The organism is uncultured Corynebacterium sp. (assembly GCF_902489365.1).
Lineage (GTDB): Bacteria > Actinomycetota > Actinomycetes > Mycobacteriales > Mycobacteriaceae > Corynebacterium.
The window spans coordinates 1-8,341 of the sequence record NZ_CABTZR010000085.1 but is presented as its reverse complement, the minus strand read 5'-3'; the positions used below and the strand labels follow the sequence as shown (position 1 = coordinate 8,341).

At 61.6% G+C, this 8,341-nt stretch carries 8 protein-coding genes and 1 pseudogene; 5 read left to right on the top strand and 4 right to left on the bottom strand.

Annotation, left to right across the window (positions count from 1 at the left end):
* Positions 1–137: 137 nt before the first annotated feature.
* From RDN59_RS10320 to RDN59_RS10300, 5 genes and pseudogenes are all read left to right on the top strand, one after another.
* Positions 138–932: a siderophore-interacting protein gene (locus RDN59_RS10320; protein ID WP_308607758.1), complete on the top strand. Its 795-nt coding sequence runs from the start codon at positions 138–140 to the stop codon at positions 930–932.
* A 504-nt stretch (positions 933–1,436) separates the two neighbouring features.
* Positions 1,437–1,640, top strand: a pseudogene (locus RDN59_RS10315) (FAD-binding domain-containing protein); the annotation flags it as partial.
* A 33-nt stretch (positions 1,641–1,673) separates the two neighbouring features.
* Positions 1,674–2,690 carry a pyridoxal-phosphate dependent enzyme gene (locus RDN59_RS10310; protein WP_308607757.1) on the top strand — a complete coding sequence of 339 codons (1,017 nt, stop codon included), beginning with the start codon at positions 1,674–1,676 and terminating at the stop codon, positions 2,688–2,690.
* Positions 2,687–3,988, top strand: a complete 1,302-nt coding sequence (locus tag RDN59_RS10305) for an FAD/NAD(P)-binding protein (protein WP_308607756.1) — start codon at positions 2,687–2,689, stop codon at positions 3,986–3,988. The genes RDN59_RS10310 and RDN59_RS10305 overlap by 4 nt, the downstream gene beginning before the upstream one ends.
* The gene (locus RDN59_RS10300) at positions 3,985–5,373 is read left to right on the top strand and encodes a Y4yA family PLP-dependent enzyme (protein ID WP_308607755.1); all 1,389 of its coding nucleotides are present in this window, start codon (positions 3,985–3,987) and stop codon (positions 5,371–5,373) included. The genes RDN59_RS10305 and RDN59_RS10300 overlap by 4 nt, the downstream gene beginning before the upstream one ends.
* Before the next feature lie 103 nt (positions 5,374–5,476).
* Here RDN59_RS10300 and rplA read toward each other — a convergent pair whose 3' ends face one another.
* From rplA to secE, 4 genes are all read right to left on the bottom strand, one after another.
* The gene (rplA, locus tag RDN59_RS10295; protein ID WP_308607754.1) at positions 5,477–6,181 is read right to left on the bottom strand and encodes a 50S ribosomal protein L1; all 705 of its coding nucleotides are present in this window, start codon (positions 6,179–6,181) and stop codon (positions 5,477–5,479) included.
* A gap of 97 nt (positions 6,182–6,278) precedes the next feature.
* A complete protein-coding gene (gene rplK, locus RDN59_RS10290) occupies positions 6,279–6,722 on the bottom strand; it encodes a 50S ribosomal protein L11 (RefSeq protein ID WP_010189723.1) in 444 nt (147 codons plus the stop codon).
* 165 nt (positions 6,723–6,887) lie between these two features.
* The gene (nusG, locus tag RDN59_RS10285; protein ID WP_308607753.1) at positions 6,888–7,802 is read right to left on the bottom strand and encodes a transcription termination/antitermination protein NusG; all 915 of its coding nucleotides are present in this window, start codon (positions 7,800–7,802) and stop codon (positions 6,888–6,890) included.
* A 138-nt stretch (positions 7,803–7,940) separates the two neighbouring features.
* Entirely contained in the window at positions 7,941–8,267 is a 327-nt protein-coding gene (secE, locus tag RDN59_RS10280) for a preprotein translocase subunit SecE (protein WP_070547318.1), read from the bottom strand.
* Positions 8,268–8,341 lie beyond the last annotated feature (74 nt).

Genomic DNA, 8,341 nt, shown 5'->3' with positions numbered 1-8,341 from the left:
TGATAGCAACCATGGAAAAACCTTTCCTTCAGTGGGAACGAGCACGCACACAAACGCACCCCCTAACTTATTTGAGGCTAGCCTAACCTGCACGTTATGATGGTTTCAAATTTGACCTCTACCTAGGATCAATTCCCTTGACGCATCACCGCCTACTTCCCGTAACCCTCACCGGGAACACCCGCCTCAAGCCGCGACTGCACCGTTTAACTTTTCACTCGCCGGCTTTTAGTGACTACCCCTTAGCCGGGCCTGACGAGTATTTTGGGCTCCTCATGCCCCAAGACGAGCAGGATTTTTCGCCCTTCCCGGTCGACGATGCCAATGTTCGCGCCGCCGTCACCCGATTGCCCGACGACATTCGCCCAGCATTGCGCTGGTACACAATTCGCAAGCTCAACCAAGAAGCGTGCACCATCGATGTCGACGTGGTGACCCATGGCGATAATGGCCCGGGCTCACGCTGGATCCTCAATGCCCAACCCGGGGATACCGCCGGAATATATACCGGGCAAGCACTGTGGCGGGCCCCTAGGAAGTCACAACTGTTACTCGCGGATGCCTCTGCTCTACCGGCGCTGTGGCACATCCTCGAGCACTACGAAGCCTTCTCACCGGAAACCTTGGGCGCAGTCGACGTCGTTGCCATGATCACAGACGACGCTGAAGTTGAAGACGGCTTGGAGGAGACGTGGCGCGGCAAGGTCCGCTCACTCACCATGGTCCTGGCTCCACATGACGAACACTGCACACGCGCCAGACAACTTCTCTGCTCCCGTTTCACACTCGATACCGCGCCAGATTCGGTATGGGTTTCCGGCGAAGGGGATCTCGCAAAAGCTGTGCGCTCATTAGCCGTGTACGACTGGGGCGTTCCGCGCGAAGACGTCATCTGGTCCGTGTACTGGATGAAAGGGAGGCCGCGGCCCTAGAGCAGTCTTCGCCTCTAGAGCCTGCGGCCTGGGGCACAGGGACCAAAGCAATGACACCTTATGCAAAGGAGCGCATACATTCACCTGGGCTTATCTCGATCCAGCGCTGCATATGGTGTCTTTAGTCTGGTCCCCCTTCCCCTCCTCTAGTCACGTGCCTCAGGTGCGCTGGGGGTTAAATCCAGCTGGGGCTAAAGTCTCCGCACACAGTACAACGTGGGTCCCAGTGAAATCTGGAACCCACGTTGTAAGGGGTCTTGTCTATCAGGCGGTTTCTCACGCCGCCCGCCCTGCAAGACTCAGGGTGTTCTCTCTATCTCTCATGCGCCTCTCTCAAACGCACAAGGATTATTATGCGATACATTCCTTGAAAGCCCATCGAACCTGCCTGTGTTTTACCTGTCAGTGAGGAAAGTGCCGGAACCCTGCACAAATCCAGCACTAGAAACGGGAAAAGACCCCCGCTCGCAAGCGAGCGGGGGTCTTGACGCCGTTAACACTGATATGCACAACCGCGTGCGCATGGTGGTGGGCTCGTTCCTCCCGAAGAACTTGGGCATTCACTGGCGCCTATGCGAGGAATGGTTGTGGGACACCTTGGTGGATGCCGATGCCGCCTCCAACCCCTTTAATTGGCAGTGGGTTGCCGGCTGCGGCAAGGAATCGCGCCAAGCTGCCCCCGATGCCTATGCGGAGATCAAAGACTAAGCCGGCAGCAAAAGCCGCAGGCAGAGGTCTACCATGGGGCTAATGATGCGCCCACGGATTCATTCTCAAGCCCAACCACCTATCGGCCATACCCCGCTGATGTGCGTGGACGCCATTAATCCCCGTACCGATGTGCACCTCTACCTCAAGCTAGAGCAATTCAACCTGGGCGGATCCGCCAAAGACCGCACCGCACGCGCACTCATCCAAGCCGCGCTTGACGCCGGTGACATAGGCCCCGGATCCACACTTGTGGAGTCTTCCTCGGGCAACCTCGGCATGGCGCTGGCCCGCCAGGCCCTCCTTGCGGGTATGAAATTCCACTGCGTGGTCGATCCGCGCGTCAATTCCTCCACCGTGGCCACGATGCGGGCCTACGGCGCCCACGTAGAATTGCTGGATCACCCGGACCCGGAAACCGGCGATTGGCTCACCGCTCGCCGCACCCGCGTGGCCGAGCTTCTAGAAGAGATCCCCGATTCTTTCAATCTCAACCAGTACTCCAACGAGGCCGCCTTTTACGCCCACGCCGAAGGCACGATGACGGAAATCGTGTACCAGCTCGGACAGGCGCCCACCCACTTGCTCGTCGCTATGAGCACCACCGGTACTCTCGGCGGCTGCGTGCGAAAGCTCACTGAGCTTGGCGCTGATACGGAGACCATCGGTGTCGATGCCGAAGGCTCCGTGCTGTTTGGGGGCCAGCGCGGCACCCGCATGCTGCCGGGCTATGGTGCTGGCATTGTCACCGATCTATCCACCAAATTCTCGCCGTCCTCAGTAGAGCGTGTGCCTGATCTGGATGCCATTGTGGCAGCCCGTCGCCTCGCCCAGGCCGAAGGCCTTCTGCCTGGGGCCTCCGGCGGCGCGGTCATCGCGGCATTCCAGCGTCTCGTGCCTGCCCTTCCGTCCGGTGCTGAGGTCGTGGCCGTACTCCACGACGGTGGCCAGCCTTACCTCGATACCATCTACAACGATTCCTGGGTCTGCGAGCACTTCGATATCTCTCCTCCCGAGCTCGCCGCGCGCGTCGGAGGGGATTCAGAGTGAGTCCGCAGGAGCCTTCCCGCCGCATCGCCATCATCGGCGGCGGCCCACGCGGCCTGTGGGCCGTAGAAGAGCTCATCGAGCGCGCCCGCATCCCCGTGGATATCACCGTCTTTGATCCCTACCCCGGCGGCGCCGGCGCGGTGTATCGCCCGCAGCAGCCGCCGCAATGGCGCCTTAACGTCAATTGCGCCATCGTCACCACCGCACACGATAGCTTCAACGCTTGGCGTACTCGCCGCGGGGAATCCACCACCGATGCCTTCCCGCCGCGCGCGCAGGTAGGGCAATTCCTGGCCGATACGTGGGCTGCTGCCCTGCACCGCGCCCCGCAGCACGTGCGCATTCGACACCTACCCCAGCGTGTGCGTTCGGTGTCTGCCGCTGACGACGGGTTCATCGTCGATGGCTCGCCCTTCGACGAAGTCCTCGTCTGCACCGGCCACGATCACCTCCACCCCGGTGCCTTAGTCCACGAGCCTTCCCGCGTTCCGGTCACCGGACTCTACTTCGGCGCCGATTTGCCCAGTGCCCCGCGACGGATTGGGGTGCGCGGTGCTGCCTTGAGCTTCATCGATGTCTGCCTATTGTATGGCGATACCGCCGAGGTAATCTTCCCGGTGAGCCGGAGCGGGCGTTTCATGGAGGTCAAGCCCGCCCCGGGCACGCCGCAACCCGAGATCCCGGCCGACGTAAGGCGCGCCTGTGCCGGCGTGCACAATGCCGATGAATTGCGCGACATCCTCCTGGCGGCCGCCGGATCGATGGGTGAGTTTTCCACCGGGGACCTCGCTGCAGTGCTCGACGGCCACGACTTTTCCGGCGATGCCGTCGCGGAGCTGGATGCCTCCCTCCACGCCGCCGAGGGCACCGGGCCGCTTACCCCGGCGGCGGCTGTGGGCGCGGCGTTTCGGGGGCTCTTTCAAGAATGCGTGGACTGGCACAAGGCTCATGGACCCATGCCCGGCTTCCGTGAGCTCTCGCGCACCCTCGAGCGCGTGGCCTTTGGCCCACCACCGGTCACCGCGCGGCGGCTGCTCGAGCTCATCCGCACCGGCGTGGTAAATACCCGCTACCTCGCCGCCCCGGACCAGATAGACCACTGGCGCAAGCAGGGTGGCATTGATCTGCTTATCGATGCCACCGTAGCTCCCCAAGCCATCCCCACCCCTTTCCACGATGTCCCCGGCGTCGTGGAAATCGGCCGCATGAATGAGCTTGAGCTTCCCGGCCATGACTCGTTGAACCGTTCCGTGCACGATGACATCCCCCGTTGGGCGGAGAAAGTAGTAAACCCATGACCAACCACACCACCCCGTTACCCGTTCATGGCACCGTTGCGCTGCGCGCCCGGTGGGAAGAATGGATGTCAGAATTGGTGGGCGACCCACAGCAAGTTTCCCGCCTTACCTCCGAGTATGGCTCGCCCGTTAATGTGCTCAACCCCGCGCCGCTGCGCCGCAACGCCCAAGAGCTCCTCGATGCCGGCGCCTCTCATGGCGTGGACACACAGGTATTTTTCGCTCGTAAGGCCAATAAAGCCTTGTGCTTCGTCGACGCCGCCCGCGAGGCTGGCCTGGGCGTGGACGTCGCCAGTGAAAATGAGCTGGCCCAAGTGCTTAACCGTGGAGTCGCGCCCGAGCGGATTATCCTCAGCGCGGCTATTAAGACCGACGCGTTGCTGCGCCTAGCTATCGACCGCGAAGTCACCATTTCCTGCGATTCGCGAGCGGAAGCCGAGCGCATCGCTGCCCTTGCCAAGGCCCTCAACCACACAGCGCACGTCGCACCGCGCCTTGCCCCCAACCCGGATAACCTTCCGCCGACGCGCTTCGGTGAGCTCCTTCACGCATGGCAAAGCCATGCCTGGCCCGAAACCATCCACGCTGACGGCGTTCACGTACACCTGCATGGTTATAGCGAATCGGACCGCCGCACCGCACTCGCGGAGGCCATCGCCCTCATCGAGCACCTCCGCTTAGTTGGCCAGCCTGCTTCCTTTATCGATATCGGCGGCGGTGTTCCCATGAGCTACCTCGAATCCCGCGAGCAATGGGAGTATTACCAGCAGCGCATCGTAGCCCAGCGCGTCGGCACCGGTGAGCCTTTCACCTGGAAGTCCGACCCACTCTCAAATACCTACCCCTTCTGGCAAACACCCACCCGCGGCCAGTGGTTAGACCAACTCCTTTCTGGTGAGGTAGCCGGGTTTGGACCTGCCGGCCGTGCCTTGAGCGAGCGGAATATTTCTCTTCACTTGGAGCCGGGGCGCAGCCTGCTCGATGGCTGCGGCATCATTCTCGCTGAGGTCAGCTTCCTCAAAGAGCGCTCCGACGGCCTACCTCTCATCGGCGCCGCCATGAACCGCACCCAGTGCCGTACCGCGGCGGATGATATCTTGCTCGACCCGCTCCTCGTCCCCACTGCCGGAGACCGCGGTGCGGTGGACCGCGAACCACGCACCGGGTTCGTGGTGGGGGCATATTGCATCGAAGATGAAGTCATCCTGCGCCGCGAGCTCGATTTCCCAGAGGGCATTGCGGTGGGCGATACCCTCGCTATCCCCAACACCGCCGGCTACTTCATGCATATTTTGGAATCTGCCTCTCACCAGATTCCGCTAGCGCGCAATGTCTACCTGGACGCAGACGGCCGGGGCTGGGTGCCAGACGATATCGACGCCTAACAATCCCCGCCGCTATCTGCACGGGACTGGCAGGGCATAGGAAAAGGGCTTCGAGGATAAAACTCGAAGCCCTTTGTCATTTAGCGCGATACGCTAGACCGACTTACTCGGTGTAGTTCTTCTCCACGGAAGCGTCGACCGGGATGCCCGGGCCGGAGGTGGTGGAGATGGTGATCTTCTTGGCGTAGATGCCCTTAGCGGAGGACGGCTTCAAACGCAGGATCTCATCGTACAGCGCGCCGTAGTTCTCAGCCAGCTTCTCAGCGTCGAAGGAAGCCTTGCCGATGATGGCGTGCAGGTTGGAAGCCTTGTCCACGCGGAAGGAAATCTTACCGCCCTTGACGTCGGCCACAGCCTTGGTCACGTCAGCGGTCACGGTGCCGGTCTTCGGGTTCGGCATGAGACCACGCGGGCCCAGGACGCGGGCAACGCGGCCGACCTTGGCCATCTGGTCCGGGGTAGCGATAGCAACGTCGAAGTCGATGTTGCCTTCGTTGATGGCAGCGATCAGCTCTTCGGTGCCCACGATGTCGGCGCCGGCAGCCTTAGCGGCCTCAGCGTTGTCGCCCTCAGCGAAGACGGCCACGCGGACGTCCTTACCGGTGCCGTGCGGCAGGGAAACGGTACCGCGAACCAGCTGGTCAGCCTTACGCGGATCAACGCCCAGACGGAAGACAACGTCAACAGTAGCGTCGAAGTTCTTGGAGGAGGTCTCCTTGGCCAGCTTGGCGGCCTCGATCGGACGGTACAGGCGGGAGCGGTCTACCAGCTCAGCGGCAGCCTTGTATGCCTTGGACTTGGTGCTCATAAGTGCAATTCCTTTTCTTGGATTGATGTGGTGATAGCGGGCCGAAGCTGGCCCTGCCACGCGCGATACAGAACGTATCGCGCATTAAATCGAATTTTTACTTAGCCGGGACGCCGTCAACGGTGATGCCCATGGAGCGAGCGGTACCAGCGATGATGCGGGCGCCGTTCTCGATGTCACGAGCGTTGAGGTCCTCGAACTTGGTCTGTGCAATCTCCTTGCACTGATCCCAGGTCACGGAGCCAACCTTGTCGGTGTGCGGAACGCCGGAGCCCTTCTTGATGCCAGCGGCCTTGAGCAGGAGCTTAGCTGCCGGCGGGGTCTTCAGCTTGAAGTCGAAGGAGCGGTCCTCGTAGACGGTAATCTCCACCGGCACGACGTTGCCGCGCTGGGACTCGGTCGCGGCGTTGTAAGCCTTGCAGAACTCCATGATGTTGACGCCGTGGGCACCGAGTGCCGGGCCGACCGGCGGAGCCGGGTTAGCAGCGCCTGCCTCGATCTGGAGCTTGATCAGGCCAGTGACCTTCTTCTTGGGAGCCATCGAATTACCTCTTTCCTGTGGTACCGGAGTGCCGCCACGATGAATAACAGCGCCCCGTCCGGATGCTCACGCATTGTGGGCCACCGGAGGATGAACGTTTCAAGATGCGCAAAAGCGCACGGCGTTCAAGTTTAGAACACCGTGCGCCCAGCTCAAAATCGCTTTTTAGGAGATGCGCTCGATCTCCGTCGGGGAGAGCTCCACCGGGGTCTCGCGGCCGAAGATGGACACCAGGCCCTGCATCTTGCCGGTCTCCGGGTCGATCTCGGAGATGGTGGCGGAGACGGAAGCCAGCGGGCCAGACAGGATGGTGACGGCCTCGCCCACCTCGAAGTCGTGCGCGTAGGCCTTGGCGGCCTCCTTCTCCGGCATAGCCACGACCTGCTCGCCCTCGGAATCTGCTGCGGAAGCTTCCGGAGAGACCGTCGGATCGTTCGGCATGAGGAACTTAGCCACGTCGCGGATCTTCACCGGGGTGGCGTTGCCTTCGTTGCCCACGAAGGAGGTCACGCCCGGGGTATCGCGGACGACGGACCAGGCAGCGTCGTTAAGCTCCATGCGCACCAGCACGTAGCCCGGCAGCAGCTTGCGCTTAACTACCTTCTTCTTGCCGTCCTTCTTTTCAATGGCCTGTTCGACCGGGACGACAACCTCAAAGATGGAGTCCTCCACCTCGAGGGTCTGAGCACGCATATCGAGGTTGGTCTTTACCTTGTTCTCGTAGCCGGAGTAGCACTGGATGATGTACCACTGGCCAGGCTGCTTCTTCAGCTCGCGGGTAAAGGCGCGCAGGCGGGACTTGTACTCAGCGTCGGCTGCTGCGGCGGCGTCCGCGTCAGCGCTTGCTGACGCCTCCCCTGCACCCTCACCTTCAGTCTCAGCCTCGTCCGAGCCGCCACCGAGAGCGGCTTCGGCAGCCTTGGTGGCAGCTTCCTTCTCGGCGGCTTCCTTCTCCTCTGCGGAGAGTTCCTCCTGCGGCTGCTGGGCCTCCTCGGTAGCTTCGACCGCCTCCGCGGCCTGTTCCTGGACGTTATCGATCATGGCCTGCTCAAGGGAAGTGCCAGTGTTTTCTTCGCTCATTGTCTGCTACTCCAAATTGGTATTTATTCTTCTAGTCCCCACCAGGGTACTCGGCCGGACTAGGGCAAAAAGTATCCCGCCGTTTCCCCTAGTCGAGCTAGCGGGAAGGCGGCGGGATGAAAGTATGTAATTATTCTACTAAGGCGCGAGGATTGCTTCAACTCCGAGGCCGGTCAGCGCATCCACACCCCACACCAGAGCGGTGAGGACGATAAGGAAGGCGAAGGTCACGAGAACATACTGAACCATTTCCTTGCCGGTAGGCCAGACAACCTTCTTGAGCTCGGAGACAACCTCACCGGGGAAGGAACCAACGGATCCGCCGAAGGAATCTTCCTTCTTATCCTCGACGCGCACAACGCGCTTGTCAGTGTAGGAGTCGGTAGAGGTGGTCGCTGCGCCAGAGAGCTGACGCTTGCCGGTTGGGCGCGGAGCCCCGGTGCTCGGCTGCTTTTCATCGCTCACGGCGATTCCCTCCTTGGAAGTGATGTGGCAGGGGCGGCCGGACTCGAACCCAGATCGGAAGAGCACACGTCTGA

Excerpts from the sequence above, each read along its gene's own strand:
- RDN59_RS10310 (WP_308607757.1), top strand. The coding sequence starts at position 1,674 with ATGGGGCTAATGATGCGCCCACGGATTCATTCTCAAGCCCAACCACCT.
- RDN59_RS10300 (WP_308607755.1), top strand. The coding sequence starts at position 3,985 with ATGACCAACCACACCACCCCGTTACCCGTTCATGGCACCGTTGCGCTG.
- rplA (WP_308607754.1), bottom strand. The coding sequence starts at position 6,181 with ATGAGCACCAAGTCCAAGGCATACAAGGCTGCCGCTGAGCTGGTAGAC.
- rplK (WP_010189723.1), bottom strand. The coding sequence starts at position 6,722 with ATGGCTCCCAAGAAGAAGGTCACTGGCCTGATCAAGCTCCAGATCGAG.
- nusG (WP_308607753.1), bottom strand. The coding sequence starts at position 7,802 with ATGAGCGAAGAAAACACTGGCACTTCCCTTGAGCAGGCCATGATCGAT.